21 protein-coding genes are annotated in these 25,853 nt (G+C 58.6%); 10 read left to right on the top strand and 11 right to left on the bottom strand.

The window, feature by feature from the left end; all coding sequences use genetic code 11:
- Window positions 1-13 precede the first annotated feature (13 nt).
- From ASTEX_RS18265 to ASTEX_RS18235, 7 genes are all read left to right on the top strand, one after another.
- Window positions 14-1,216: a glutathionylspermidine synthase family protein gene (locus ASTEX_RS18265; protein WP_013481115.1), complete on the top strand. Its 1,203-nt coding sequence runs from the start codon at window positions 14-16 to the stop codon at window positions 1,214-1,216.
- 125 nt (window positions 1,217-1,341) lie between these two features.
- On the top strand, window positions 1,342-2,781 hold the full coding sequence (locus tag ASTEX_RS18260) for a sugar porter family MFS transporter (RefSeq protein ID WP_013481114.1): 1,440 nt from the start codon (window positions 1,342-1,344) through the stop codon (window positions 2,779-2,781).
- Window positions 2,782-2,792: 11 nt separating this feature from the next.
- Complete coding sequence (locus ASTEX_RS18255; protein ID WP_013481113.1) at window positions 2,793-3,542, top strand: FadR/GntR family transcriptional regulator; 750 nt, start codon at window positions 2,793-2,795, stop codon at window positions 3,540-3,542.
- A gap of 6 nt (window positions 3,543-3,548) precedes the next feature.
- Complete coding sequence (dgoD, locus tag ASTEX_RS18250; RefSeq protein ID WP_013481112.1) at window positions 3,549-4,700, top strand: galactonate dehydratase; 1,152 nt, start codon at window positions 3,549-3,551, stop codon at window positions 4,698-4,700.
- A complete protein-coding gene (locus ASTEX_RS18245; RefSeq protein ID WP_013481111.1) occupies window positions 4,700-5,419 on the top strand; it encodes an SDR family NAD(P)-dependent oxidoreductase in 720 nt (239 codons plus the stop codon). Before dgoD ends, ASTEX_RS18245 begins: the two co-directional genes overlap by 1 nt.
- Before the next feature lie 182 nt (window positions 5,420-5,601).
- Entirely contained in the window at window positions 5,602-8,388 is a 2,787-nt protein-coding gene (locus ASTEX_RS18240) for a TonB-dependent receptor (protein WP_013481110.1), read from the top strand.
- Between the two features lie 179 nt (window positions 8,389-8,567).
- On the top strand, window positions 8,568-9,464 hold the full coding sequence (locus ASTEX_RS18235) for a LysR family transcriptional regulator (RefSeq protein ID WP_013481109.1): 897 nt from the start codon (window positions 8,568-8,570) through the stop codon (window positions 9,462-9,464).
- Window positions 9,465-9,491: 27 nt separating this feature from the next.
- On the opposite strand, the gene ASTEX_RS18230 is transcribed toward ASTEX_RS18235, so the two are convergent.
- From ASTEX_RS18230 to ASTEX_RS18215, 4 genes are read right to left on the bottom strand one after another with little or no spacing between them, the layout of a single operon-like run.
- On the bottom strand, window positions 9,492-9,875 hold the full coding sequence (locus ASTEX_RS18230; protein ID WP_085930508.1) for a type II toxin-antitoxin system death-on-curing family toxin: 384 nt from the start codon (window positions 9,873-9,875) through the stop codon (window positions 9,492-9,494).
- Window positions 9,872-10,099 (bottom strand): AbrB/MazE/SpoVT family DNA-binding domain-containing protein, encoded by a 228-nt coding sequence (locus ASTEX_RS18225; protein ID WP_013481107.1) that lies wholly within the window; start codon window positions 10,097-10,099, stop codon window positions 9,872-9,874. Before ASTEX_RS18225 ends, ASTEX_RS18230 begins: the two co-directional genes overlap by 4 nt.
- A gap of 55 nt (window positions 10,100-10,154) precedes the next feature.
- Window positions 10,155-11,996: a DUF8034 domain-containing protein gene (locus ASTEX_RS18220; RefSeq protein ID WP_013481106.1), complete on the bottom strand. Its 1,842-nt coding sequence runs from the start codon at window positions 11,994-11,996 to the stop codon at window positions 10,155-10,157.
- Window positions 11,996-13,336 (bottom strand): MFS transporter, encoded by a 1,341-nt coding sequence (locus tag ASTEX_RS18215; protein WP_013481105.1) that lies wholly within the window; start codon window positions 13,334-13,336, stop codon window positions 11,996-11,998. The genes ASTEX_RS18220 and ASTEX_RS18215 overlap by 1 nt, the downstream gene beginning before the upstream one ends.
- A 294-nt stretch (window positions 13,337-13,630) precedes the next feature.
- Between ASTEX_RS18215 and kdgD the strand changes: the two genes are divergently transcribed.
- Entirely contained in the window at window positions 13,631-14,569 is a 939-nt protein-coding gene (gene kdgD, locus ASTEX_RS18210) for a 5-dehydro-4-deoxyglucarate dehydratase (protein WP_013481103.1), read from the top strand.
- Window positions 14,570-14,692: 123 nt separating this feature from the next.
- Entirely contained in the window at window positions 14,693-15,043 is a 351-nt protein-coding gene (locus ASTEX_RS18205; RefSeq protein WP_013481102.1) for a cupin domain-containing protein, read from the top strand.
- A gap of 747 nt (window positions 15,044-15,790) precedes the next feature.
- Here ASTEX_RS18205 and ASTEX_RS18200 read toward each other — a convergent pair.
- The 5 genes from ASTEX_RS18200 to ASTEX_RS18180 form a co-directional block, all read right to left on the bottom strand.
- Window positions 15,791-16,684 carry an NAD(P)/FAD-dependent oxidoreductase gene (locus ASTEX_RS18200; RefSeq protein ID WP_013481101.1) on the bottom strand — a complete coding sequence of 298 codons (894 nt, stop codon included), beginning with the start codon at window positions 16,682-16,684 and terminating at the stop codon, window positions 15,791-15,793.
- Window positions 16,685-16,885: 201 nt separating this feature from the next.
- A complete protein-coding gene (locus ASTEX_RS18195; protein WP_013481100.1) occupies window positions 16,886-17,695 on the bottom strand; it encodes an oxidoreductase in 810 nt (269 codons plus the stop codon).
- Between the two features lie 35 nt (window positions 17,696-17,730).
- On the bottom strand, window positions 17,731-19,074 hold the full coding sequence (locus ASTEX_RS18190; protein ID WP_013481099.1) for an efflux transporter outer membrane subunit: 1,344 nt from the start codon (window positions 19,072-19,074) through the stop codon (window positions 17,731-17,733).
- On the bottom strand, window positions 19,067-22,135 hold the full coding sequence (locus ASTEX_RS18185; RefSeq protein WP_013481098.1) for an efflux RND transporter permease subunit: 3,069 nt from the start codon (window positions 22,133-22,135) through the stop codon (window positions 19,067-19,069). The genes ASTEX_RS18190 and ASTEX_RS18185 overlap by 8 nt, the downstream gene beginning before the upstream one ends.
- Window positions 22,132-23,169, bottom strand: a complete 1,038-nt coding sequence (locus ASTEX_RS18180; protein ID WP_049781783.1) for an efflux RND transporter periplasmic adaptor subunit — start codon at window positions 23,167-23,169, stop codon at window positions 22,132-22,134. Before ASTEX_RS18180 ends, ASTEX_RS18185 begins: the two co-directional genes overlap by 4 nt.
- A gap of 143 nt (window positions 23,170-23,312) precedes the next feature.
- Between ASTEX_RS18180 and ASTEX_RS18175 the strand changes: the two genes are divergently transcribed.
- Entirely contained in the window at window positions 23,313-23,945 is a 633-nt protein-coding gene (locus ASTEX_RS18175; RefSeq protein ID WP_041659727.1) for a TetR/AcrR family transcriptional regulator, read from the top strand.
- Between the two features lie 235 nt (window positions 23,946-24,180).
- On the opposite strand, the gene ASTEX_RS18170 is transcribed toward ASTEX_RS18175, so the two are convergent.
- The gene (locus ASTEX_RS18170; protein ID WP_013481095.1) at window positions 24,181-25,428 is read right to left on the bottom strand and encodes a type II toxin-antitoxin system HipA family toxin; all 1,248 of its coding nucleotides are present in this window, start codon (window positions 25,426-25,428) and stop codon (window positions 24,181-24,183) included.
- The gene (locus ASTEX_RS18165; protein ID WP_041659726.1) at window positions 25,421-25,756 is read right to left on the bottom strand and encodes a helix-turn-helix domain-containing protein; all 336 of its coding nucleotides are present in this window, start codon (window positions 25,754-25,756) and stop codon (window positions 25,421-25,423) included. The genes ASTEX_RS18170 and ASTEX_RS18165 overlap by 8 nt, the downstream gene beginning before the upstream one ends.
- Window positions 25,757-25,853 lie beyond the last annotated feature (97 nt).

The following is a 25,853-nucleotide window of genomic DNA, read 5'->3' as shown; positions in this document are numbered from 1 at the left end:
AGAGTATAAACGCATGGAACGCTGTCTCGTGCCGGTGCGCGACAACTGGAAGGCGCGCGTCGAAGCGGAGGGGATGCTCTGGCATAGTGCTCCCGGCCTGACCTACTGGCATGAGGGTGTGGCCTATCGCTTCACCGAAGCGGAGATCGAGGCGATCCATGACGCCACGGAGGCCTGTCATCAGATGGCCCTTGCCGCCGCCGGGGCGATTATCGAAGGCGGTGAACTGGCAAACTATGGCTATGAGGCCGACGCCATAAAGCTGATTGAGCGAAGCTGGCACACCCGTGAGCGCGACATCTATGGCCGCATCGACTTCGCCTTCGACGGGGTCAATCCGCCAAAAATGCTGGAATATAATGCCGATACCCCGACCAGCCTGCTGGAAGGGGCGGTGATACAATGGAGCTGGCTCACCGATACCTCAGGGTCTGAGGCAACCAACCAGTATAACGACCTCCACCGCGCTCTGGTGGACCGGATGCATGCTTTAAAGGTGGAGCGGGACGCCGGCCTGCTGGGTGTGCGTCAACGCGGCGCCCCGCTGCATGTAGCCTGCGTCTTTCCGCACGATGAAGACACTGGGACCGTGGCCTATGTCGAAAGCGTGGCGCGTGAAGCCGGGCTGGAGGTCTGTTTTGTGCCGATGGATCAGATCGGTTTCAGCGAGGTTGAAGGCGGCACATTCCTCGATCAGAACGACGTACCCATCCGGCTCTTGTTCAAGCTTTATCCGTGGGACTGGCTGCTGGCCGATGACTATGGCCCGCTTCTGACGCAGGCCGTGTTGACACACACCGTCCGCCTGTTCGAACCGGCGTGGAAGATGCTGCTGGCCAACAAGCTGCTGATGACAAAGATGTGGGAGATGTATCCGAACACCCCCTATCTGCTGGAGACGCGCCGCAGTGACGAGGCGTTTCGCGCGTATGGTCGTGGTTTTGTACGCAAACCGGCGCTCGGTCGTGAGGGACAGAATGTGTCGGTTTTTGCCCCAGATGAAAGTGCACATAAAGCGCATACCGACGGTAACTACGCCGACAATGACTTCGTCTATCAGGCCTTCGCCGATCTGTTTCGTGACGAGGCATCCGGAGCCTATGCCCTGATTGGCAGCTGGGTCATTGGCGGGGAGGCGGTGGGCATGGGCGTCCGCGAGAGCGACCATCTGATCACCGATGACCGCTCGCGCTTTGTGCCGCACCTGTTTCGCTAAGTCCTGGACGATCTGCCCGCACACCCCAGACGTCCCTACAAAAGGGTATAAGTATTATATATCTTGACGCCTTGGCAGGATGCTTCGATAAAAGCGCAAACAAGACAAGATAAAAGGGATGGATAATGGCGGCGGGTGCAGGCGTGACGGGGGTATCAGGTGACGGGGGCGGGTCGCCTGCAAAGCTCAACCTAGCCTACATCTGGATGATTTCGGCGGTGGCAGCCTTGGGCGGACTGCTGTTTGGCTATGACTGGGTCGTTGTCGGCGGGGCAAAACCCTTTTATGAGGCCTACTTTCACCTGACGTCAGAGGCCCTGATCGGCTGGGCAAATAGTTGTGCACTTCTGGGCTGTCTGGTGGGCTCGATCGTGGCAGGTCTTCTGTCGGATCGCTTTGGGCGCAAGCCGCTTCTGATCCTGTCGGCGGTGCTGTTCGGCGTTTCTTCTATCCTCACCGGGTGGGCGACGTCCTTTGACCTGTTTATCGTCTGGCGTATTCTCGGCGGTGTTGCCATTGGCATGGCCTCCAATGTGTCGCCGACCTACATCGCCGAAGTCGCGCCTCCGGAGTGGCGCGGGCGTCTGGTGACGCTCAACCAGCTTACCTTGGTCATTGGCATTCTGGGGGCGCAGATCGTCAACCTGCTTATAGCCGGGTCTGGCACGGAAGCGGCGACGACCGAAGCCTTACGCCAATCATGGGTGGGTCAGTTCGGCTGGCGCTGGATGTTTACGGCGGTCGCCGTGCCGTCGCTCATTTTTTTGGTTCTTGCCATTCTGGTGCCGGAAAGCCCTCGCTGGCTGGTCAAGGCGGGGCGAATAGAGGAGGCCAAAGCAGTCTTTAAGCGTATCGGCGGTATCGACTATGCCGACGGGCAGATTGCGGATGTGGCGCGAAGTCTAAGCCACGAGGCCTCCGGTCAGGCTCACTGGCGTGAGCTGTTCAAGCCAGCGGTGTTTGCTGTGCTCTTAATGGGCATAGGGCTGGCGGTGCTTCAGCAATGGAGCGGCACCAACGTCATTTTCAACTATGCCGAAGAAATCTATCGCGGTGCCGGTTATGACCTCAGCGGCATCATGTTCAACATCGTCATTACCGGGGCGATCAACCTGATCTTCACGCTGGTGGCGACGGCCTTTGTCGATCGGGCCGGGCGACGCGCCCTGATGTTGTGGGGTGCCGGGGGCATGGCCATTATCCACGCGCTACTTGGTGGGGCCTTCTTCATGGGCTTGACAGGGCCGCTGGTGCTCGGGCTGACGCTGGCGGTGATTGCGCTCTACGCCATGTCGCTGGCGCCGATTACATGGGTCTTGCTGTCCGAGATTTTTCCGACCCGTGTGCGGGGTCTGGCCATGTCGGTGTCGGTTTCGGCCCTGTGGGTCGCCTGTTTCGGCGTGACCTTCACCTTCCCGCTCCTTAACAGGGCGCTGGGGGCGGCAGGCACCTTCTGGATCTATGGCCTGTTCTGCCTGATCGGCTTTGCGCTGATTGCGCGGTTTGTACCGGAAACAAAGGGGCGTTCGCTCGAAGAGATCGAAACCCAGCTCGGTTTGCGATGAGGGGCATGTCCATGGTGACCGCAGGTACAGACCCTTTTCCCCGTATGGGGCTGGCGGCACACAGCAATGCCACACAGTCGATTGTGCAGGCACTCGGCTCGGCAATTGTAACCGGCCAGTATGCAGATAAGACCTTTCCCACCGAAAAGGCGCTATGCCTGCAGTTTGATGCGGCGCGCACCATTGTGCGTGAGGCGGTCAAGATGCTGGCGGCCAAAGGCCTGATCACCTCGCGCCGGCGGCAGGGTATACGCATTGCGTCTGAGGATGACTGGAACCTGTTTGATCCGGATGTATTGAACTGGCTTCTGGAGCGTCGTGGGTCGCCTGAGCTGTTGCTCGATTTTCTGGAGATGCGTCTGGCGGTCGAACCTGCGGCCGCGGCTCTGGCCGCCCGCGACGCCAGCGAGGCGCAAAAGGCGGCTATTCGCGAAGCCATCGAACGCATGTACGCCGCCGAACGTGGCGAGGATGACGGTCTTACGGCTGATATTGCCTTCCACATCGCCGTACTCAACGCGAGTGGCAATCGCTTTTTCAAGCAAATGCGCGTCATGATCGCCACAGCGCTTGCCATCAGTATCCGTTACACCAACCGCGTTAAGGGCCGTCAGGCCAGTGCGCCTGACCATGCCCGCGTTGCTAAAGCCATATGTGAAGGCGACCCCGTTCGGGCCCGCGAGACCATGCAGTGGCTGCTCGAAGGCGCGCGGCAACTGGTCACAAGTCAAATCACCCTTCAACCCTCCGCGTTTGTCTGAATGCCCATGCTTACGTCTCCTGTCGCCAAAATCGAAACCTTTCCCGTGCCACCACGCTGGCTGTTCGTGCGTGTTGAAACCGAAGATGGCCGCGTTGGCTGGGGCGAGGCGTCGCTGGAAGGTCACACCGAAGCCGTTGAAGGGGCTTTCGCGTCGTTGCGTGACCGGTTTATGGGCACAGACCCTGAGCGTATCGAAGACGTCTGGCAAACCGCCTACCGGCTGGGATTCTATCGTGGCGGTCCCGTGCTGATGTCGGCCCTTTCGGGTCTTGATCAGGCGCTGTGGGACCTAAAAGGTAAGGCGCTGAACGTGCCGGTGCATCAATTGCTGGGGGGGCGCGTACGCGATTGCGTGCCGGTCTATGCCTGGATCGGCGGTGACAGGCCGTCGGATGTTGTCGAAGCGGCCCGCGTGCGCAAAACGCAGGGTTTTACCTGCGTCAAGATGAACGGCACCGAAGAGATGGGCTGGCTCGATAGTCCGCGCTCACTGGACGCCACAGTCAGCCGTCTGGAAGCCGTCAAGGCTGAGGGCATGGACGCCGGGCTTGATTTTCACGGACGGGTCCATAAGCCGATGGCCAAGCAACTGGCGCGCGCGCTGGAGCCCTTGCGGCCCCTGTTTATCGAGGAGCCGCTGCTTAGCGAACATCCCGAAGCCATAGAACAGTTGTCAAAACTGACCACCATTCCGATTGCGCTGGGGGAGCGTCTCTACAGCCGCTGGGACATCAAGCCGTTTCTGGAGGCGGCGTCGGTCGATATACTGCAGCCAGACCTCAGCCATGCCGGCGGCATTTCCGAAGTGCGGCGCATGGCGGCGATGGCCGAAGCCTATGACGTGGCCATAGCTCCGCATTGTCCGCTGGGGCCGATTGCTCTGGCCGCCTGTATGCAGGTCGCACTATCCACGCCAAACTTCGTCATTCAGGAAATGTCGCTGGGTATCCACTATAATACAGGCGGCCACGACCTGCTGAGCTATATGACGAACCCCGAAATCTTTGACGTGAAAGACGGCATGGTAGCCGCCCTCAGCGGGCCGGGTCTTGGGGTCGAGGTTGATGAGGACAAGGTTCGCCGCCTAAGCCGCGATTGCCCGCCCTGGCGCAATCCGGTGTGGCGTGGCCCGGACGGCTTTGTGAGAGAATGGTGATGCGCTTTTCCGGCAAGACCATCCTGATCACAGGGGCGGCCAGCGGTATCGGTCTGGCCACAGCGCAGTGTCTGGCCGGGCAGGGGGCGCAACTGGCGCTGATTGACCGCAATGCCGCAGCCCTTGAGGCCGTGGCCACAGAGCTGAGGGCGCTTGCCTTGCCCTGCGATGTGTCTGAGGAGGCAGCGCTGAAGGCAGCCTATGACACGGCCTTCAGTCACTTTGGCTATGTCGATGGCGTGGTCAATGTCGCCGGCGCGATGATCTATAAGGGGCTGGATGCACTTACCGGCGACGACTGGCAGCGGCTTATGGCCATCAACTTCTATGCGGCGGCAAACCTGACCCAGCGTGCCTTTTCCACGATGGCGCGGGGTGGCGTACTGGTCTTTGTGGGCAGCATCCATACGCACCAGACCTCGCCTCTGGTGGCACCTTATGCCGCGGCCAAGGCCGCCCTGTCGTCTCTGGCGCGCACCGCCTCTATTGAAGGGAAGTCCAAGGGTATCCGCGCCAATGCGGTTTTGCCGGGGGCGATTGACACACCTATGCTCCGCGACAGCCCGAACATCAAATCGGGTGCCGAGGTCATTGATCCGGCCGACATCGGCCAGCCCAATGACATTGCCGCCTCTGTGGCCTTCCTACTGGGCGATGAAGCCCGGTTCATCACTGGGACTTCGATGGTCGTTGACGGTGGCCGTCTGGCGAAGTTGTAAACAACCTCCCCTGTTTGCGTTGCGCTCGCTACAGCCGCAAACCTTTCAATTCATTTCGCGCATCGATTCATGCGCGATTGGGATTCGCACGCCTTTGTGAAAGCTGCCTAATATCCGGACATAATCAGAAGCGGATGCCGGTACGGCATTAAAGGCAGCTTCATACAGGCGAGGAAAAAGACATGATCACAAGTCGAGCCGATAAGGCGCGCCGCCGTTTGGCGTGCGGGGTTTCCGCTCTCACGCTTCTGGCGCTGGGTACGCCGGTCATGGCGAGGCAGGTCGCTCAGGAAGGCTCCGAGGCGCCGGTTGAAGTGGTAGTGACCGGCTTTCGGGCCTCGTTACAAAACGCCATACGCACCAAGCGCAACGAAAGTGGTGTCGTCGATGCCATCAAGGCGGAGGACATTGCGGACTTCCCCGATCTAAACCTGGCGGAATCGCTGCAACGCATCCCCGGCGTAGCCATCACACGTGTCAACGGCGAAGGCCGCCAGATTTCGGTACGAGGTCTCGGTTCGGAATATACCCGCGTGCGCGTCAACGGCATGGAAGCCATTGCGACCTCAGGGGGCACCGTCAATTCCGGGGGCACCAACCGCACCCGCGGCTTCGATTTCAATATGTTCGCTTCTGAACTGTTCAATAGTCTGAGCGTGCGCAAGACCGCCTCGGCGGAGGTCGAGGAAGGCTCTCTGGGGGCAACGGTTGACCTTCAGACGGCGCGGCCCTTCGATTACAAAACCAGTCAGCTCGTTGTGTCGGCCCAGGCCAGCTATAATGATCTGGCGCGCGAAGTGACTCCGCGCGTGACCCTGATGGCCAGCCAGCGCTGGGCGGATGGAAAGCTCGGGGCACTGTTCTCTCTGGCCTACGAAAAGCGGCATCTGCTTGAGGAGGGGGCCAATATTACGCGCTGGACCTATGGCGGAGCCAACAGTGGCTTTAACACGGCCTCGACGCTCAATGGCTACACGATCGCTCAGATCAACAACACCAATACAGCTACGGCCCTCTATCACCCGCGCATCCCCTCCTATGTCAGCTACGACATCAATTCCGAACGCCTGGGCCTGACGGGATCGTTCCAGATGCGTCCGTCAGACGCAACGCTGGTAACGCTCGATATCCTGTATTCGGATGTCAAAACCACGCGTGGCGAGCATCAGCTTCAGGCCATTGGTTTCAGCCGTGCTGGCACCGGCAAACCACAGACGATCATCCGCAGTGGCACGGTTGAGGGGAAGAACATCGTTCAGGGCGTTTTCGATAATGTCGATCTGCGCACCCAGACGGCCTGGGACGAAATGGAAACTGAGTTTACCCAATACACGCTGACCTTAACGCATAACTTCTCGGAAAAGCTGCGGGGCGGCTTTATCGGCGGCTATTCGCAGTCAGAGTTTTCCAACCCGGTCTCGACCATCATCACCTTTGATCGCGCCAATTCGCAGGGCTACAGCTACGATTTCCGCTCAAGGCTGCCGGCCATCGGGCTTAATTTCGATGTCACCAACCCGGCCAGCTGGTCGATGGTCAATGGCACGTCCGAGGTACGCATTCGCCCTAACTTCGTGACAAACGCTTTTGCCACGTCCAAAGCCTATCTTGAGTTCGATGCCAACGAAAACCTGACGATCAAGGGGGGACTGGACAGCCGCAAATTCAGGTTCGACTCGCGAGGGTATTATCGCACTTCGGAAACCGTCGTGCAGACTCTGACGGCCGCGGAGCTGACGGATGTGTCTGGCGTCTATTCCGGTTTCGGTCGCAATCTGGATCAGCCGTCGGGTAATGCCACGGCGTGGCTGGCCCCTGATCTCGACAAGTTTGCCGCGAAGTACAACATCTATTGTAATTGCGGCATCTATGCCCTGACCGACATCAACAATTCGTCGGCGCGCGGGCAGTGGATCACTGTGGATGAAACCGACACGGGTGCCTTTCTGCAAGCGGATTTCCGGTTCACAGCGCTGGGCGTGCCGTGGCGAGGCGATGCCGGTCTGCGTTATTTCAAGACCGATCAGCGCTCGTCCGGCTTTGCCGCGGTGGGGGCTGTGATCAAGCTGGTCGAAGCGTCGCGCAGCTATGACATGACGCTGCCGTCGCTCAATCTGGCGGCCGATGTCACAAATGATGTCGTGTTCCGGGTGAGCGCGGCGGAAACCATCGCCCGCCCGTCGATCGCGGGGCTGACACCCGGCGGTGATGTGGCCATTCAAGGGGCCAACCGTGCCTATTCACGCGGTAATCCCTACATCAATCCGACCAAATCCAAGAATCTGGACCTGTCGCTGGAATGGTATCCGGCCCCCAATTCGATCTACGCCTTTGGCCTGTTCTACAAGAAGATCGACACCTTCGTGCAGACCCTGCGTCAGGACATTCCGTTCAATCAGCTAGGTCTGCCGAATTCTCTGCTCGACGGCACGACAGCAACGGCTACCGACATCTTTGCCGTCAGCCAACCGGTCAATTCGCCGGGCGGCGATCTCAAAGGCTTTGAGGTCAATGCGCAGCAGCAACTGAGCTTCCTGCCGGGTTTCTGGAGCAATTTCGGTGTGCTAGCTAACTACACCTATGTAGACTCTACGATTGATTACCTGACCTCCACTACCCCGGGCGCGGCAACGGTTTCAGAAACACTGGTCGGGCTGTCGAAAAATGCCGCCAACCTTACCCTGTATTATGAGACCGAAGAATTCTCTGTGCGGGGTTCGGTTGCCTATCGGGAAGGCTATCTGACGGCTGTTCCGTCCAACGATGGCAACACGGTCGCCGGCACCAATGAGACGACCAATTTTGACATACAGGCCTCCTATAACCTGACACCGAAGCTTAAGCTTAGCCTTGAAGGCATCAATCTGACCGATGAATTCAACGATCAGTATGTCGATGCCACAAACCGCCTGAATGTGCGCTCGCACACCGGACGGCAGTTCTTCCTCAGTGCCCGCTATAGCTTCTGATCCGCAGAACCCGCGGGTTGCCTGGCCGAACGCCGCCGGGGGTCCCCTGCGCCAAGCCGTCGGTCATTCTTCCCCGTTTGGACCGGCACACTTCGGGCACGGCTGTTCCCTTCAGCCGTGCCTTTTCTTTTTCCCCGCATCATCATAGCCTTGACCAAACCGATCACAGGCAGGGGTACATGTTTGAACTGAGCCAGATACGCTGTTTCGTGACCGCCGCCGAAGAGCTCCACTTCGGTCGGGCAGCGGCTCGGCTCAACATGACCCAGCCTCCACTCAGTCGCCAGATTCAGGTTCTGGAGCGTATTTTGGGGGTTCCGCTCTTTGAACGCACCAGTCGCAGCGTTAGACTCACCCCCGCTGGTCGCGTCTTCCTGCCGGAGGCCCGCCGCATCGTCTGGCTGGCGGAAAGCGCCACGCTGGCGGCACGAAAGGTGGCTCAGGGCGACGCTGGGCGCATCGGTATCGGCTTTACCGCGGTCTCCGGTTACAGCTTCCTGCCGCAGATCGTGGCACAGTCACGTGCGCGCTTGCCCAACATTGAGCTTGATCTGCGGGAGATGGTCTCAAGCCAGCAGGTAGAAGCCCTACAAACGGGGCTGATCGATATTGGCTTTTTGCGACAGCCACTGGATCGGCACGAATTCGAAAGCGAACGGGTGGTTAGTGAGGCCCTGATCGCGGCCCTGCCGACGGGGGATATACGGCTGACCACACCGGAACTCACCCTCAAAGCCTTTGATGGCTCACCGTTGATCATGTATTCGCGGGAAGGGGCCAGCTACTTCCACAACATGCTGATGAGCCTTTTTTCGGAGGTGGATGTGCGACCTGACTATGTGCAGCAGGTGACCCAGATCCATTCGATGCTGGGCCTTGTACGGGCAGGGCTTGGGGTCGCTATCGTCCCGCACACGGCCATGAGTTTGCAGTTTTCCGGCGTTCATTACCGCAACATTGTCACCGTACCGGAAAAGCCGGTCGAGCTTTATATGGTCTGGCGGCGCGCGAACACCAACCCGGCGCTGGTGGCGGTCCGTGAGCTCTGTTCAGAGGTGGCACCAAAGACGGTTTAGGGAGCAAACCCTTATAGGGTTTGGTCCCTAACGCGCATTGCGTCTCAGGAAATCGACATAACCCACCTCTTCCAGCGTGCCCGCGGCAAGGCTCAGCACAGCATCGGCAGCATCTTCTTCACTGGCTATAAAGTTCAGTCCATTGAGTTCGAGAAACAAAACGCCCAGGATAAATCCGGTGCGCTTGTTGCCGTCGATAAAAGGATAGTTCTGCACCACACCAGCCGTGTAGGCCGCCGCCAGTTGTATCCTGTCCACACCTTCGCCATACACGGCCAGTTGTTGCGGTCTGGCCAGCGCCGAAAGCAAAAGGCCCTGGTCCCTGACGCCACCGGGTCCGCCATGAAGGACCAGCGACCGATCGTGGACCGCTGTAGCATCGCGCGCGTCAAGCCAGATGTAGGGCATTATTTGGCAAGGACGCTGAGGGTATTCCGGTAACGTCGTATGATGGCATCGGCCTTTTCCATCTTGGTCGCAAAGTCGGGATCGTAAGCCGTCAGACTGTAGCCGCCGTCAGGCGTTTCCGTAACATAGAGGGTGTCACCCTTTGCGACATTGAGGCGCGTCAGCACCTCCTTGGGAATGACGACACCTGTGGACGTCCCGATTGTCGTGAGTTTGAGCGCGTCCATACGAATCTCCGGACATAATTATAAATATAATAATCGCCGGCGAATTTACCGTCCATTATACCCTGTCCCAGGGGTGACTCAGCGTCGGGGCATTAACATGACGTTTGTGTGTAAAGCCGATTTCTGCGCCACAGCCGGGCGCCAGATCCAGGGTCACCTGATTGGTGTTGAGCGCCGTTGTCTTTTGCGCCACCGTCATGCCGGTGAACTGGTGCTCGCCATAGCCCCCCGCCTGGATCGTAACGCGACGCGTACGGAACGGGTGCGTGTTGACCAGGGTGAGGGTTGTCGCGGTATCGCTCAAGGCACTGACCAGCGCGGCGACGTCTTCGGGCGTGCCGGCGCGACGTCTGACCGGGTCAAAATAACGCAACCGGGCATAAAGGAGGGCGCCGCCCTGCGAAGGGGACGTTTTCGACCAGGTGGGCCGCGCGATATGGATGGCCCCGCACATCAGATGCAGCAAGGCTGTGACGACGGCCGGATTAAACTTCAGCAGCGCATCGGCCAGACGGGTGTCTTTGGTGGTCGTATCTTTCGACACGGCGTCCATTTTCTGCCGGACGCCTTCCAGCGTGGCGCGCAGCGCCGTGACGGGATAGGTCGGGTTCTTTCCGGCCAGATACTGCACCCACGGATGATCGGTATCAGCACGCGCGTAATCGTCATCGCGCATGGACATATACCAGATGTCGAGCCCATTGGTGCGATATAGGCCGGACTTGAAGCCGTACCAACCGTCCGGACCATACATGGTGGGGGCGCAAAGCACGCCGTCTATGGTTCTGGATTGCGCGTTGATGGCGTCCGTCTGGTCACGCCAGACCTGGAGGTATTTGTCATCACCGGTCAGCAGGTAAGCATTCAAAAACGCGACGATGGCGCGCGGTACGCGGTTGCGATCCTCGCGTTTGCCCGTGACCGGATCGACCGGGGAAAAGCCCCAGCCATAGACATTGCCCCACCATGCCTTGCGCGGCCCGCCGATACGGCCTTTCAGGTCCACATAGCTCGGCAGGACATGGCCGTTTTTTTTAGCCCGATCGATCCAGGCATCGAGGTAGTTGGTGATCCAGTCGCGGTATTTACGTTCCCCCGACAGCATATAGGCGTTCATGACCAGACTGGTCGCCTGAAGGTTTAAAGGACTGTCGCCAACAACGTCGGTATATTCCGCATAGTGGTCGAGCGTTTCCTGATAGGTGGACTCCCCGTGCTCCATGAAAAAGCCAGTCGGGTCGAACGGGTCACCGGCCCAATCAAGCGGTGTTGCTTTACGCAGCATCGGGCCTTTTGAGCCTGTGATCATTGAACGGATGATCTTGCGTTTGCGATCATAGTTGGGGGCCGTGGGGTCCTCACCCGTATAAAAACCGGAAAACCGCCGCACGCGCGCCTGAAACCGCGGATCGTAAGGGTTGGAAAGCCCCATCAGATTAAAGACGGACAGCCCTTCGGACAGGTGCTGCCAGTCGTTCATCACGGGGAATTCCCGGTAATACATGCCGTCGCGCCCTACCGGTGTCTCGACGGTTCGGGCGGCTGTGTATTGTTTCAGGTGTCCCTCCCAGACACGTGTATAGAGGTCCAGAACCCTCTCCGATCCGCCGAGCGCATGCAGGTGGGGCCAGTCGTTGCCATTCTCGATCGCATCGTCCGGGCCATCATTGGCCCCCCAGCGTTCAAAGCACTGGAAATAGCCGCGCTCATCGAAATAGCGGTTGTAAAAGGTTTCGACCGCCTCGCTTTCGACGCGCAGAACTTCGCGTTGCAAAAGCGCCCATTCCGGGGGGCTCATGGGGGTGCTGAGGGTGGCGTCGGCGGCTCTTGCCAGAGCGGGAACACTGCTCAACGCCGCACCGGCGGTCGCACACAAAAGAAAATGGCGGCGGTTCATCAGTCGATCTTCAATCGCTCAATCTTGCCGGTGATAAAACCGAAAGCCAGCAGGGTTATCAGGCAGTGGATGCCCACATAGATGAGCGCCCCATCAAACGAGCCGGTAACCGCGACAATATACCCGATAACAATAGGGGTGACGATACCGGCCGTATTGCCGAACATGTTGAACACGCCGCCCGCCAGCCCGATATACTCGCGCGGGGCGACGTCTGAAACCACAGCCCAGCCAAGCGAGGCTACCCCCTTGCCAAAGAAGGCGATGGCCATAAGCGTGATGACCAGCCACTCCTGATCAACATACGCGCAGGCAATGATCGACAGGGCGAGGGTCATACCGACAAAGATCGGAATTTTACGCGAGCGGCTGACGTCGCCGGACCTCTTGAGTAGATAATCCGACAGAAAGCCCCCGACCAGCCCGCCGATGAAGCCGCACAGGGCGGGTGCGGCAGCAGCAAAGCCCGCCTGCACGATATTCAGGCCGCGCTCCTTGACCAGATAGATCGGAAACCACGTTACAAAGAAATAGGTCAGGACGTTGATGCAATACTGCGCCAGGTAGATGCCGGCCAGCATGCGATTGGTCAGAAGCACCTTGAGCCGCGTAAGGCTGAAGCCGCTCGCGTTCGCTCTGGGCCGCGCGTCCATGCTGACAGCACCGCCCTCCTTCATTATGGCCAGTTCGCCGACATTGACCCACGGATGCCTGTCCGGGCTGGAGATGAATTTTGCAAAGACGAAAGCCGCAATAAGACCCAGCGCGCCCATAAACCAGAACACCATGCGCCAGCCATGTTCATGCACGAGCCACGACATTAAGGGGGCAAAGGCCACCAGGGCAAAATACTGCGCCGAATTGAAGATGGCCGAGGCCGTGCCCCGCTCGGAAGCCGGGAACCACGCCGCCACTATGCGCGCATTGCCGGGAAAGGAAGGCGCTTCGGCAAGACCTACCAGAAAGCGCAAAACAAATAGGGATCCGACAATGGACAGGCCGCCGATCAGTCCGACAAAGCCCTGAAGCGCTGTAAATAGTGACCAAAGCGCAATGGCGCCAACATAGACATGTTTGACGCCAAACCGGTCTAGCAGGGCGCCGCCGGGAATCTGCGCCGCCACATAGGCCCAGCCAAAGGCCGACAGGATAAAGCCCATCTGCACGGGATTGAGACCCAGGGCTTCCGAAGCCGCCGAACCCGCTATGGAGAAGGTCGAACGGTCCGCGTAGTTGATCGTCGTGATGATGAACAAAAAGACGATCAGGGCATAGCGGATATGGCTAGGCTTGGCGGCGGCTTGCGTCACCTCCGGCGGCCGGGCGGCACTGTCTGGCATGGGGTCACTCTCTGTAGTCATTCCGTCTGCGTATTGCGAACCCGCGCCTGCCAGACAGAAGGTGTTTTTATGCTCTCTAGTTAGGCATAGTTTTTGCCCGTTGAGGAGGTTTTCGATGCCTCGTTCATTGCGTTCCACGCATAGATCAATACCGCCTTTGGCTTGGACGCCTGCGTGGTGTGCCGATAGCGTCGGCGCAACATGGACAGGCGGCCTGGTTGCATCCTAAAGCGGCTGATCGTGCGTGCGCACATCACCTGTTCCTATAAAATTCGGTATGCATGGAGGTCTCAAATGGCTGGCATTAGTCCCAAGGATATGGCGCAAACGATTGGTATGGGGCTGCTGTCTTTCCCAGTGACGCATTTCGATAGCGACAACCGTTTCGATGAAGGCCCATATCGTCAACATTGCGCGTGGATGCTGGAAAAGCCTCTGGCCGGTCTGTTTGCCGCCGGGGGTACAGGAGAATTCTTCTCGCTTAGCCTGACCGAGGTGCGCAACGTGGTCGCTGCGGCGGTCAAAGAAACCAACAGCAAGGTGCCGGTCGTGGCCGGTTGCGGCTACGGCACCCAAATCGCCATCGAACTGGCTCAGTCGGCGGAGCAGTCCGGCGCCGACGGCATTCTGCTGTTGCCGCCCTACCTGATCAGCGGCAAGCCGGACGGTTTCGAAGCCCATATTGATGCCGTGTGTAAATCGACCTCTCTGGGCGTCATCGTTTATAATCGCGACAACGGCATCATCGAGGACGAGGCGCTGGCGCGCCTGTGCGACAACAACCCGAATCTGGTGGGTTATAAGGACGGCGTCGGCGATATCGAACTGATGACGCGGATCTATACGCGTTTGGGTGACCGCCTGACCTATATCGGCGGCCTGCCCACAGCCGAAACCTTTGCCGCGCCCTATCTCAAGATGGGTGTCACCACGTATTCGTCAGCTATTTTCAACTTCCTGCCAGATTGGGCCCTGGACTTCTATAAGGCCGTGCGGGCCGAAGATCAGGCGACGGTTCTGGCCGGGCTGCGCGATTTTGTCATGCCCTACATTGCCCTTCGAAATAAGGGCAAAGGCTATGCCGTTTCCATAGTTAAGGCGGGTATGCAAGCGATAGGCCGCCCGGCCGGGCCGGTGCGCACACCTCTGACCGATCTCAGTGAGTCGGAAATGGCTGAGCTTAAGGCCTTGATCGCAAAGGTGCAGCCAACCGCCCTTAAGACGGCCGCATGATCGCAACGCATGCCTTTTGAGACTAAAGAAGCGGTGATCATGGCACGATGGATGAAACCCTTAACAGCGGCCCTTTTGACCCTCGGCGCAACGGGAACAATAGCGCAGCCGACGGACGGCGTGATGGTCGTCGTCGACGAACGCACCATAGAAAAGACCGAACCCAACCCGCACGGAAGGATCGGATTAAGCACCTCCTACCGCATCAGCGATCAGGCCCCTAACCGCAGCATGGAGTTCCGCAAGCGCATCCTGCACCCAGGTTCGGCCATCGGGTTGCACCCTATCGACCATGATGAGGTCTATTATGTGATCTCAGGGACGGGCGAAGTCACCTCGGACGGAATTGCAAAACCGCTCAGCGCCGGTATGGCGGCCTATCTCTATAGCGGAAGCGAGGTGGGTATCAAACAAACAGGGTCAGAGCCGCTAACACTGATTATTGCCTATCCCTTGAAAGAACGAAAACCGTAGAATGGCCTGTTCAATAGGTGGCAACTTTATTGGCGTCGCCATCCTTTGTTTCGGAAGCACTTGAGGCGCTGCAAAAGAAGCAAAGCCATGAGGCCGCCCAACCCATGCTTACCGTACTCAAATCTATTTGATCCGGGCGCCGAAGTCGTTAAACGCGGCAGGCAAAGTTGTCCCCCGCGGCTCCTCGAAAAGAGGCGCCGCAGATTGGTCCGCGGAGCCTCTCTACCTGAGATAAGTTTCCCTCATAGGCACAGGAAGATACCTGCAAACGCGTACCGAGCTAAAGCGCCATAGTCCGGCGGGTAGGCGTTGCTGTTGCTCCCGTCCGAACCGGGCAGGTAGGCGGGTCTTTGTCGAAGAGGTTGTTGACTCCAATGAGCAGCGTCGCATTCGGCATAAGCGCATAGCTAGCATTGAGGTTGATTACAATTATAGGATTCGAAGCTTGACGCGCAGGGGCCACTCGTGTCCGGGCCGTAGACGCTTTCAACCTTTCCGAAATAGCGCAAGGTCACCGTTTTGTCCCAATATCAGGGCGACTGCCACGTCGCCTTGGCACGATCGCGATACCTGGGATTCGACCAGCCGCATGAACTGTCGACATCTACGGCTTTTATACCCCCCGCCGACGTTGTTCTCACTAAGGCCACCAAAGCCCCATTCAGGTAGAGAGCGTAACGCTCAGATTGGCCACTTAAAACCAAATCGCTCTCCACTTTTTTGGGCAAGTCCAGTTGTCAGTTCCACTCAAACCAGCATCGACTGTTGTGCAAAGATACCCGCCATCGCGCCTTGCCAGATGGCCGTGGTAACCGACGGGATACCGGGATTGGCGAGGTCGCCGGCGGCGTAGATGCCCGGGATGCTGGTTTCGCGCCGCTCGTCGGTCTTGAGTACAATACCTGTTGGCGTATTGACCGTGGCGAGGCCCAGTGTCTCATGCAAGCTTGCGGACGGTTTGGTGCGCGGATGTGCAAACAAGATATCGACCGCGATATTGGGGCCAGTATCGAGGTTGACGGTGGAGCCATGACGCGAGTGACGGACGACCCCGGTGATCCGTCCATCGATGACAGGTACTTTCCGGCGCGCCAGATCCGCGCGAATGTCAGGTGCGATGTCATGGACATCAGAGAAAACCGTCAACCTGTCGGTCCAATCGTGAAATAGCCTAACCTGGTTCATCGACTGCGGGCCAGACCAGACGAGGCCCCAATGCTGGTCAGCCACTTCAAAGCCGTCGCAGTAGGGGCATGGAATGACGGATGTGCCCCAGTTCTCGGCAAAACCCGGGACGTCAGGCATCTGATCAACAACGCCATAGCTCAGGATCACACGGCGTGCGCGAATGGCTTCACCATCGCCAGTAAAGACGGAAAAATTGTCAATGGCTCCAGAGATGCTGTCAGCGCGGGCGTTGATCATCCTGATAGCAGGGTAGCGAGCGAGCTGCTGTCGCGCCGCCGCGAGAATCTCAGACGGCGGTTTGTCATCATGCCCGAGCACACCGTGCGAGCGGGTCGCGAATCGGTTGCGCTGAAGACCGGTATCAAGAACGATGACTTTGCGGCGGGCTCGGCCAAGCTGCAGAGCGGCGGCAAGGCCAGCAAAGCTGCCGCCGATGATTATAACATGATCCATTTCGATGGGCTACGTGTTGAGGTTTGAAGGGGAGGAGAGGCTGCGACTTAAACGAACACCTGGTCTCTAGGACTACGATTTCTGGTAGACGCATAATGGACTGAATCTGGTTCGGTCCCGGTCCGGGGATGCGATCCGTGCGCTTGGCCGCCGCTTCAATTGCGACCTGAACGGACAGCTTTCCCTAGAAATTATTCCAATCTAGGTTCTCAGCCCGAAACTCTTGCGCAGGCTTCGGTCAACGGCGCCCGCCGGCATGAATCTTCGCAGTCGGCTCAGGAGCTTCGCTGTGCCGTCGGCGGGTTCTCGCATCTTATAAGGCCCAGTGATGACCGAGAGGATTTTCCTGGCGACCGAGATTGGTGCCGGGGCAGACTTGATTTGCGCGATGACGGCTTTCAGCGTCGCACTGACCTGACTTTCATACGCTCCAAACCCTTCGCTCACCTGCGCGGAATTTGTGTCTAGATTGGTTTTGGTAAAGGAGGGTTCGACAAGCACGACCCTGACATTGAACTCGCGCACCTCATGATCCAAAGACTCCGACAAGCCCTCCAGGGCGTGCTTGCTGCTGGCATAAACTCCCATGAAGGGGGCTGGCAGGAAGCCCAAAACGGAACTGATATTGATGATCAGCCCTTGTCCGGCCTCACGCATCGTCGGCAGAACGGCACGCATCAACCGAAATGGGCCAAACACATTCGTATCGAACAGACCCTGAGCTTCCTTGATCGACGTCTTTTCGACAGGGCCGACCAGAGACACCCCGGCGTTGTTAATCAGAACGTCTATTCGGCCCGCTTCTCTCAGAACCCAATTTATAAAGTTTTCAACTGAAGCGTCGTTGGTAACGTCGAGGACGCCAAACTCAAGATTTGGAACCGGGGGGGAGGTCGGCGCACGTCGCGCGCCCGCAAACACCCGGAATCCCTTTTGGGCCAGCAGGTGAGCGGTCGCTTCACCTATTCCAGACGACGCGCCTGTAATGACGATGACCTTATCGTTAAACATGAGATGTGCCTTGCTTTAGGGGATTTTTTGACATTTCAGAGCCCCTGAGCACGATAAAGTGCAGCCGCTTTCAACGAGCGGTCCGCTTCTGTATCTGTTAGGGCACGGCGGGCTGTTTCCAGTTGAATGTGCGAGGCCTGCCACGCGATCTTCGGTGTCAGGCCCGCCCTGTACTGGCGATCAGCCTCGTCATGGCGGCGCAGGGCCGCCTCCAGATCGGCATCGGCCAGTCTAGCGCGAAGTTCCGCTTGCTCCAGCGCAACCCATTTGGTGCGTACATCGGCAAGCGCCGCAATGGCCGTAAGGCGATAGCCTTCATAGGCCTGAACCTCTCGGGCGGAAGCGGCGTTGATCTGACCCTTGATCCTGCCAAAATTGAGAAGTGGCCAGTAGACGGTGGCGGCGGTGTTCCATACGTCAACCGACGGGCCAACGCTTGTATCCTGACGTCCGAAGAAGGCCCCTATCGATAGGTTCGGAAACAGCGCGGCCTGAGCGGAGCGGGTGGATGCCCGTGCCGCGGTCAGGTTGGATTCGGCGATGCGCATATCCGGGCGGTCACGCAGGATCGGCATCGGTGTGTTGATGGCTTCAGTATGACGTAATGTTGGCATCTTGCCGGGGGTGGTCAGCGTTTCCCGCAAAGCCATTTCATCATCGCCGGTGAGGACACTGAGCACATTGATATATTGCTCGCAGGCGTCGGTGTATCGGCTGACGCCCATATCCGCTGCTCTCGCCTCGCTGTCTGCCGTGCGCCATTGCCCTTCGGTAATCAGACCTTTTTGCCACTGCTCGCGAAGGCTGTCGGCAATGTCATGGGCCGATGCCGAAGTTATCTGAAGGCTGGCAAGATTTTGCTGACACTGACGCAAACCGATGTAGGCGGCAATGATTTCCAGCCTTACCGCGCCCTTCACATCCTCCAGAGAGGACTCAGCTGCGGCGGCCCCGGCTTTGGCCGCTTTTGACCGGGCTTTCAAGCCACCAAACAGATCGAGATCGTAGCTGGCGTCCAGTTCGCCCTGCGCGATGTTGATGGTTCGGTTGCCATAGGTCAGACCGACATCGCCGCGCTGAACGACACCCGCAGCGGCAATATCCGGGAACAGCAATGACCTCGCGGTGGTATGGGCAGCCCGGGCCTCCTGCAGGCGGGCGGTCGCGATCCGGATGTCATGGCTTTGCTGATCCGCCGTCGCCAGCAGGTTCAGGAGGACATTATCGCTGCCTTGGGTCCACCAGACTTTATTCACATAGGCGGGTGCCTGAGTTACCGGCCACGTGGACGGTAATGGAGCGGAGGGAAAATGAGCGGTGGGGGTTGAGCAGGCGCTCAACAGAGCCGCCACGGGTAACAGCGACAGATACTTACGCATGTGACGTCTCGCTTTGCGGCTTGCGGACATTGAACCAGAACGAATAGAGGGCAGGCAGGAATACCAGCGTCAGAATGGTGCCCACACCGACGCCGCCGATCAGAACGAAAGCCAGAGAACCCCAGAAGACCGAATGGGTGAGGGGGATGAAGGCCAGCATCGCGGCCGCTGCCGTCAAGATGACTGGACGGGCCCGCCTGACCGTGGCTTCGACGACGGCGTCATAATCTGTCGCGCCCTCTTTTTTGTTGTCGCTGATCTGTTGCACAAGGATGAGCGTGTTGCGCATCAAGATGCCTGACAGGCCGACCAGTGCCAGAATGGCATTGAAGCCAAAGGGCTGATTGAACAAAAGCATGGCGGGAACCGCGCCGACCAGGCCGAGCGGAGCGGTCGCAAAGACCATCCACATGGTCGAGAACGCGCGCACCTGTATCATCAGCACCACCAGCGTCAGAAGGATCATGACCGGGACCACGGCCACAAGGGCGACATTGGCCTTGGCGCTTTCTTCAACTGAACCGCCGGTTTCGATGCGATATCCCGCGGGCAGGGCCGCCTTGATGGCCTCAAGCTTTGGCAGTAGTTCTGCGGTTACGTCCGGTGGCTGAAGGCCCTCGCGAACATCCCCCTGAACGCTGACATAGAGATCACGGTCATAGCGCTTGATCTGCTGGCTTTCGGTATCGGGCACCTGATGGACGACGACACTTAAGGGGATCGCCTGACCCAGCGTGTTGGTAACAGTCATCCCGACCAGGTCTGACGGGGAGCGTCGCTCATCGGCAGGGGTTTTCAGCACGACATCGACAGTGCGCGTACCCTCACGCATCTGGGTCGCTGGGGCGCCGGAGACGAGGCCGCGCAGTTGCAGATCCACAGCCTGACGGGTCAGGTTAAGCTGCGCCAGACGGGCGTCGTCAATGACATAGCGCATGATTGGCGTCTTCTCCCCCCAGTCCAGATGCGGATCCATGACATTGGGGTTTTCTGCAAGAACGCTGCGCACCTTTTCGGCCACCTTCATGATTCCCGCTTCATCGGGGCCAATGACGCGGAAGAGCACAGGGTAGGGGACGGGCGGGCCAAACACGAACTGGGTCACACGTACGCGCGCCTGTGGGTAGCGCCCTTCCTTTACCCACTTTCGCAGGCGTTCTTTGAGTTTCGCGCGCGCTTCGACGTCCTTCGTCTGGATAACGACCTGCGCATAGGCGGGATTGGGCAGTTCCGGATTTAGCGAGAAGAAGAAGCGCGGCGCCCCCTGTCCCAGATAGGCCGAAACGTCGGTTGCCTCCGGCTGCTTCATCGCGTCGGCTTCGATGCGCGCCGTCACCGCCTTGGTGGCCTCAAACGCCGAGCCTACGGGCATCTTGACTTCGACGGTAAGTTCGGTGCGGTCAGAATTGGGGAAGAACTGCTTTTTGACCACGATCATGCCCGCCCCTGAGAGCAAAAACAGGCCCACGGTAATGGCAATCGTCAGAATGCGGTGATCCACCGTCAGTCTGACCAGCTTGCGGAAGGCCGTGTACGCTTTACTGTCGTACATGGCATGATGGCCGGGCTTGGGTTTAATATCCGGGAGCATAACCACGCCCAGATAAGGCGTGAAGGTGACTGCAACGACCCACGAGGTAATCAGGGCAAAGCCCACGACCCAGAAGATATTCCCCGCATACTCCCCGGCGGATGACTGGGCAAAACCGACGGGAATAAAGCCAAGGATTGTCACCAGCGTCCCGGACAGCATGGGCGCAGCGGTCGTGGTCCACGCGTAGGTCGCGGCCTTGACGCGGTCATAGCCCTCTTCCAGCTTTACCACCATCATCTCGATGGCGATGATGGCATCATCGACGAGAAGCCCCAAAGAGATAATCAGGGCGCCGAGCGTGATGCGGTCAAAGTCCCGTCCCGTGAGCAGCATGATGACAAAGACAATCGCCAGGGTCAGCGGCACGGCGGCGGCCACAACAAGGCCGACCCGGAACCCCAGCGCCACCAGTGACACCAGCATCACCACGCCCAGAGCCACGAGGAACTTCATCATGAATTCATCGACGGAGTGGTGTATGACTTTGGCTTGATCCGAGATTTTGGTGACGGATAGTCCGAGCGGTAACTGGGCGTGTATGGCCGCTTCTTCTTTTTCGAGCGCCTTGCCCAGAGTCAGGCCATTATAGCGCGGGGCCATGACGACGCCGAGCACAACGGCGGGCTGACCGGCATGATTGATCTCATAGGTGGCCGGATCTTCGTAACCTCTGCGGACCTCGGCAAAGTCGCCTATACGCAATAATTGACCGCGCACGCTGAGCGTTACGTTTCTTACATCCTCAAGCGAGGTCAGGCCGGTGTCCAGACGGATTTGTATTCTCGGTCCGGCCGTATCTACCGAACCGGAGGGGGTTACGTCATTGCGGCCGGCCAGTGCGGCCATGATGTCCTGCGCATTGACGCCCAGGGTCGTCAGTTTGGCCTGTGGGACTTCGACGAATATGGCCTGGGGCCGTTCGCCCAGAATCCTGACCTTTTGTACGCCCGGCACCTGAAGCAGTTGCTGGCGAAGGGTTTCGGCCTGTTTCACAAGGTCCCGGTTCGGCAGACCCTTTGACTGGATCGCGTACAACGAAAAATAAACGTCACCGAATTCGTCGTCAAAGAAGGGGCCGTATACGCCTCTGGGCAGGTTGCGCGCTTCGTCGGCGAGCTTCTTGCGCACCTGATAAAACTGATCCGGCACTGCGGCGGGCGGTGTCGAGTCCTTCAGGATGACCTTGGCCTGCAACACACCGGGCTGCGCCGTCGTTTCAACGCGATCATAGTATTGCAGTTCCTGAAGGCGTTTCTCTAGAATGTCACCTACATTTTCATCCATCTCTTTGGCGGTGGCACCGGGCCAGACCGCCGTCACGGTCATGATCTTGACCGTAAAGCGCGGGTCTTCGGCACGGCCCAGTTTGATGAAGGCGAAGGTGCCGGCGGCCAGCACGGCCAGAATAAGAAATAGGGTGACGGCACGCTCGCGCACCGCAAGCGCAGACAGGTTGGGAAAACTCACAGCACACCCCCACGGATGACCTGCACGGCCTGTCCTTCACTGAGCAACTGGGCGCCTGCTGCCACAACGACATCGCCCTGAGTGAGACCAGAGGCGATAGAGGCGGTTTCTTCGTTAAGCCGTGCGACCGTCACCGGTCTGGCGCGAACCTTACCCTGAGCGTCAATGATCCAGACCCGGGTCCCCTGTCCCTTATCCACTAGAGCGGACAAAGGTACATCCATTGCAGCCGTTACTGCCTTTGCACCGGCAGGCGTTACCCGTACCGTCGATCCCAGCGGGGCGTCGGTGAGGGCCGCATCGAGAACATACCGAGCTTCAAACAATCGGGTGGCGGGATCGGCAACGAGCGATACCTGCCGCAAACGCGCGGTGTAGGTCGCGTTGTTGCTGCCGAAAACAGTCGCTTGGGCGACCTCGCCGACGGCATGACCCGCTTCGGGCAGACCCACGACCGCTTCCGGGGCTCCGGACTGGGCTATCCTGATCACCGGTTGTCCGGCGGCAGTGACCATGCCCGCTTCTCCGGGGATTTCGACCACCACACCCGCGACATCGGCGCGCAGTTCCGTGTAGGCCCGCTGGTTCTTAATCGTGGCCAACTGCGCTTCTGCAGCCTTCAGATTGGCATCGGCTGAGTCTTTGGCGGCGCGGGCCTGTTCTGTCGTATCGACCGAGATTGATCCGCTGGCAGCCAGACTATTCACGCGCTCGTAATTAGCATTGGCTCGAACCGCCGCGCTGCGGGCAGCCGCGACTGTGGCCATGGCGGCCTCAAGCCCATCGTTGTAGTCGGTCGGATCCAGCCGCATCAGTAGCTGTCCGGGAGATACATGGTCTCCAACATTGATCTTTCGCTCGATAATCTTGCCGCCGACCCGAAAGGCGATGGTCTGCTCGACTCGCGCCTTTATGGTGCCCGCGTAGGCGGTGCCGGACCCATTAGACGCACGAACCATGTAGGTCAGGACGCGCGTCGGTGCGTCGGTTTCAGCCTTGGGCGACGCATGGCACGCGGCAAGTAAGGCGGCCATCGCAACCATTGAAACGGGGGCGGAGGCTTTATGGAGGAATGAGCGAAACGGCATGTTGACTTTTATCCAACAACTGAGCTATTTGATACCAATGAGTATCGTAAAGCGCCAAAATTTGGATACTGTCAAGTATCAATATTTCTATGACTGAAAAAATGACCGGACGTCGCGGGCGGCCTGTCAATCAGGACCTGCATGCAAAAATCGTCGACGTTGCCTGTGCTCTGTTTAGCGAGTTCGGCTTCCAGGCGACGACAATGGATAAGGTTGCGCGCGAAGCCAAGATATCAAAGCTAAGCATTTACAGGCACTTCAATAGCAAGGAGGCGTTGTTCAGCGCCGCGATTACTACGCGGTGCCAGGACTTGGCGCCTGGATATTTATTCGAGGGTGTAAAAGGAACGGCAGAGGAGCAGTTGCAGGCTGTGGGGAACAGCCTGCTACGCCTTTTGCTGAGTGAAGACGTGAAAAGCATGGAAGCCATGATCATGTCTGACACCACTAATCAGTTAGCATTGAGCCGGTTGTACTATGAGGCCGGACCGCAGAGGTTTGTCGGCCAAATAGAAGATTTGTTGCGCAATCTGCACGATAAGCAGGCTCTGTCGGTTCCCGATCCCAAACAATCAGCGCGCCTGTTCGCCGCGCTGTTTAAGGGCGCTGACCTGCATTATATTGCCCGTTTCGACCCTGAAACGGCGCAGCGCGACGATGTGATATCGTCATATTGTCAGGCGGCGGTCGGTGTTTTTCTTGCGGCTCACCGGTCAGCATAGTTCACTTGTCCGTGAGGTCGTAAGCACATAACCCCCACCCTTACGGATTTTGAGCGTACACCAGATGGTAGTAAGGTGTTGATTTTCACCTGAGCTTAACCCTGCCTGTTCGCCACGGATTGACCCAAGTCTACCCTTATCGTGTAACGGGTCCGTCACAAAAACGAGGGTCAATATGAAATGAAAACTTCGGCTCTCAAGGGGTCATTTTTTAGCGAAACTCAACAGGTTCGCGTCATAAGGCTAGGGCCCGCGCCAAGTCGTCGTGCTCGAAAGCGCTGGCCATGCGATTGACCTCGGCCGAGCGCGCGCCGACGTCCCTGGCGGTGTCACGCCATGTTGCCGTTACTGTTGCGACCTCTTTTATGATCGCCCGCGCTTGTTCCAGCGTTAGGGCGAAATACTCGGAGGCCTGTTCAAGCAGATCGAGTGAGCAGGTGCCCTCATCAAGGTCGATGTTTGTTGTCAGGACGCGTGCTTTAAGGTCGGTAGGCACCGGATTCAGATCGTAGGCAGGCGAGAGTGACCATCCCGCTTTACCCAGCCATAGGAAGCCGTGGTTGCGCAGGTGATCATCGACATTGGAGATCAGCACGTTGAAAACCACGCGCCGATAAAGGGCGTGGGCGTCTGTCTTCCCTTGGGCGCCATGTTCCGCGAGTGCATCGACTATCTCCGGGTAACTACCACGTTCACCGTCCTTGGCGCCCATCATTGCCATTGCTGATAAGAATGGAATCCGGATTGCGCCGTTCCGATCAAACCTGCGCGATAGCATAACCCTTTTGCCGGCGACCTCGATGAGTTCGTGCTGAGGCGTGGCAATGCCAGCCTGGCCGGCCAGACGCAATGCGATCTCCTCCCAGGTTTCCATGCTGTAGTCGTCGGTCTCCTTTGGGAACTTGGCGATCGAAAGGTGGCCATGCTGATCAATCACTGACGCTTTCGGTCGCGCGCCACCAAGGGAAGATCCGGGCGCGAAAATCAGTTGGAGATCTTCGTCCGTGTCCTCATCGCGGAGAATGCGCTCGGTGACTTGGAGTAGCCGGCCAAGGTCGATCAGGTCCGGCACACCGGCGCGGATTGGCGCCTGGAATGTCTCATTCTCTGCTCGCCGGAAGCGTAACGCGCCTAGTCGAGTCTCGTCGGCGACACCCAGCAGGTAGTCACTCTCCGTCAGCGTACGCACAGCCCTTCCTTCGCGTTCCGCCATGCGGCGCTCGGCGCGTTGCATCAGGCGCCGACCCCAGGTGTCGGGGGCAGAGTCACCGATCGAGCCGAAGGTCGCCAATCCCACAGGAGGTGCGAAGGTGCCGCGGCTCAGAACGAGGGCGGGCTCCAGCGAGAACCTGTCGGTGTCTGCCAGCCATGCGTTCTCATATTCGAAGAGGATGGTCTCAGCGCCGCGGACGCGATTGCTGCGCGCCAATCCGATCGGGCGTGTTTGGCCATTCAGATCGATATGGACTTCGAAGTCATTCATTGCGCGACGATACGGGTGAACGCTTGAGATGAACATGCTTTGGCAGGTCGGCACTGGATAGCGCCTGACCAACCTTATCATTGCTGATGTCAGCGATTTGGCCCAGCCCGTCGAGTAGCCCAAGCGCCTGCAATACCCCGGCGTAGATGCCTATACTGACATTGGTGTCGCCAGCCTCGACTTTCTGTAATGTAGAGCGTGAGGTGAATGCGCGTTCTGCCACAACCGCCATGGGAAGCTTACGACGCCGACGGGCATCGTGGATGTCTGAGCCTAGCTTGCGCATGGCGCGTCGCACAGCGGCAGGAGGGTTGTGTGGAGTTGGCATTTTGGTATCTTCGCGCTACAAAATAAATAAATATGTAGCATGAAGCTTACAATTTTTCAATGCCTTTAATCCCGGACCGATGGCGCCGAAGTGTTTG

Origin of the sequence: Asticcacaulis excentricus CB 48 (genome assembly GCF_000175215.2) — a bacterium.
GTDB classification, from domain to species: Bacteria; Pseudomonadota; Alphaproteobacteria; order Caulobacterales; family Caulobacteraceae; genus Asticcacaulis; species Asticcacaulis excentricus.
The sequence above is the reverse complement of the archived record's forward strand: the minus strand, read 5'-3'. Positions and strand labels throughout refer to the sequence as shown.

Excerpts from the sequence above, each read along its gene's own strand:
- ASTEX_RS18265 (WP_013481115.1), top strand. The coding sequence starts at position 14 with ATGGAACGCTGTCTCGTGCCGGTGCGCGACAACTGGAAGGCGCGCGTC.
- ASTEX_RS18260 (WP_013481114.1), top strand. The coding sequence starts at position 1,342 with ATGGCGGCGGGTGCAGGCGTGACGGGGGTATCAGGTGACGGGGGCGGG.
- ASTEX_RS18255 (WP_013481113.1), top strand. The coding sequence starts at position 2,793 with ATGGTGACCGCAGGTACAGACCCTTTTCCCCGTATGGGGCTGGCGGCA.
- dgoD (WP_013481112.1), top strand. The coding sequence starts at position 3,549 with ATGCTTACGTCTCCTGTCGCCAAAATCGAAACCTTTCCCGTGCCACCA.
- ASTEX_RS18245 (WP_013481111.1), top strand. The coding sequence starts at position 4,700 with ATGCGCTTTTCCGGCAAGACCATCCTGATCACAGGGGCGGCCAGCGGT.
- ASTEX_RS18240 (WP_013481110.1), top strand. The coding sequence starts at position 5,602 with ATGATCACAAGTCGAGCCGATAAGGCGCGCCGCCGTTTGGCGTGCGGG.
- ASTEX_RS18235 (WP_013481109.1), top strand. The coding sequence starts at position 8,568 with ATGTTTGAACTGAGCCAGATACGCTGTTTCGTGACCGCCGCCGAAGAG.
- ASTEX_RS18225 (WP_013481107.1), bottom strand. The coding sequence starts at position 10,099 with ATGGACGCGCTCAAACTCACGACAATCGGGACGTCCACAGGTGTCGTC.
- ASTEX_RS18220 (WP_013481106.1), bottom strand. The coding sequence starts at position 11,996 with ATGAACCGCCGCCATTTTCTTTTGTGTGCGACCGCCGGTGCGGCGTTG.
- ASTEX_RS18215 (WP_013481105.1), bottom strand. The coding sequence starts at position 13,336 with ATGCCAGACAGTGCCGCCCGGCCGCCGGAGGTGACGCAAGCCGCCGCC.
- kdgD (WP_013481103.1), top strand. The coding sequence starts at position 13,631 with ATGGCTGGCATTAGTCCCAAGGATATGGCGCAAACGATTGGTATGGGG.
- ASTEX_RS18205 (WP_013481102.1), top strand. The coding sequence starts at position 14,693 with ATGGTCGTCGTCGACGAACGCACCATAGAAAAGACCGAACCCAACCCG.
- ASTEX_RS18200 (WP_013481101.1), bottom strand. The coding sequence starts at position 16,684 with ATGGATCATGTTATAATCATCGGCGGCAGCTTTGCTGGCCTTGCCGCC.
- ASTEX_RS18195 (WP_013481100.1), bottom strand. The coding sequence starts at position 17,695 with ATGTTTAACGATAAGGTCATCGTCATTACAGGCGCGTCGTCTGGAATA.
- ASTEX_RS18190 (WP_013481099.1), bottom strand. The coding sequence starts at position 19,074 with ATGCGTAAGTATCTGTCGCTGTTACCCGTGGCGGCTCTGTTGAGCGCC.
- ASTEX_RS18180 (WP_049781783.1), bottom strand. The coding sequence starts at position 23,169 with ATGGCCGCCTTACTTGCCGCGTGCCATGCGTCGCCCAAGGCTGAAACC.
- ASTEX_RS18175 (WP_041659727.1), top strand. The coding sequence starts at position 23,313 with ATGACTGAAAAAATGACCGGACGTCGCGGGCGGCCTGTCAATCAGGAC.
- ASTEX_RS18170 (WP_013481095.1), bottom strand. The coding sequence starts at position 25,428 with ATGAATGACTTCGAAGTCCATATCGATCTGAATGGCCAAACACGCCCG.
- ASTEX_RS18165 (WP_041659726.1), bottom strand. The coding sequence starts at position 25,756 with ATGCCAACTCCACACAACCCTCCTGCCGCTGTGCGACGCGCCATGCGC.